Origin of the sequence: Pseudomonas sp. SIMBA_067, from assembly GCF_046534675.1 — a bacterium.
GTDB classification, from domain to species: Bacteria; Pseudomonadota; Gammaproteobacteria; order Pseudomonadales; family Pseudomonadaceae; genus Aquipseudomonas; species Aquipseudomonas putida.
Genome location: NZ_JAWRYH010001218.1, coordinates 1 through 241, shown reverse-complemented (window position 1 = coordinate 241; position 241 = coordinate 1). Strand labels below are relative to the sequence as shown.

Annotated in this window: 1 protein-coding gene; it reads left to right on the top strand. The window is 61.8% G+C overall.

Features of this window, described 5'->3' with window-relative positions; all coding sequences use genetic code 11:
- A partial coding sequence (locus SB765_RS33170) for a cation transporter (protein WP_410932968.1) occupies positions 1-241 on the top strand: 241 nt, incomplete at both ends.

Genomic DNA, 241 nt, shown 5'->3' with positions numbered 1-241 from the left:
AAACCGGCTCCAACGCGGTGCGCGCAGACTCGCTGCACTACCGCTCGGACTTGATGCTCAACGGCAGCATCCTGGTGGCGCTGGTGTTGGCGGGTTTTGGTTACCATCAGGTCGACGCCTGGTTCGGCCTCGGCATTGCCGCCTACATCTTGTGGAGCGCCATCCAGATCGCCCGGGAGAGCTTTGCGGTATTGATGGACGAGGAACTGCCAGCGGACGTGAGCCAGCACATGCTGGAACT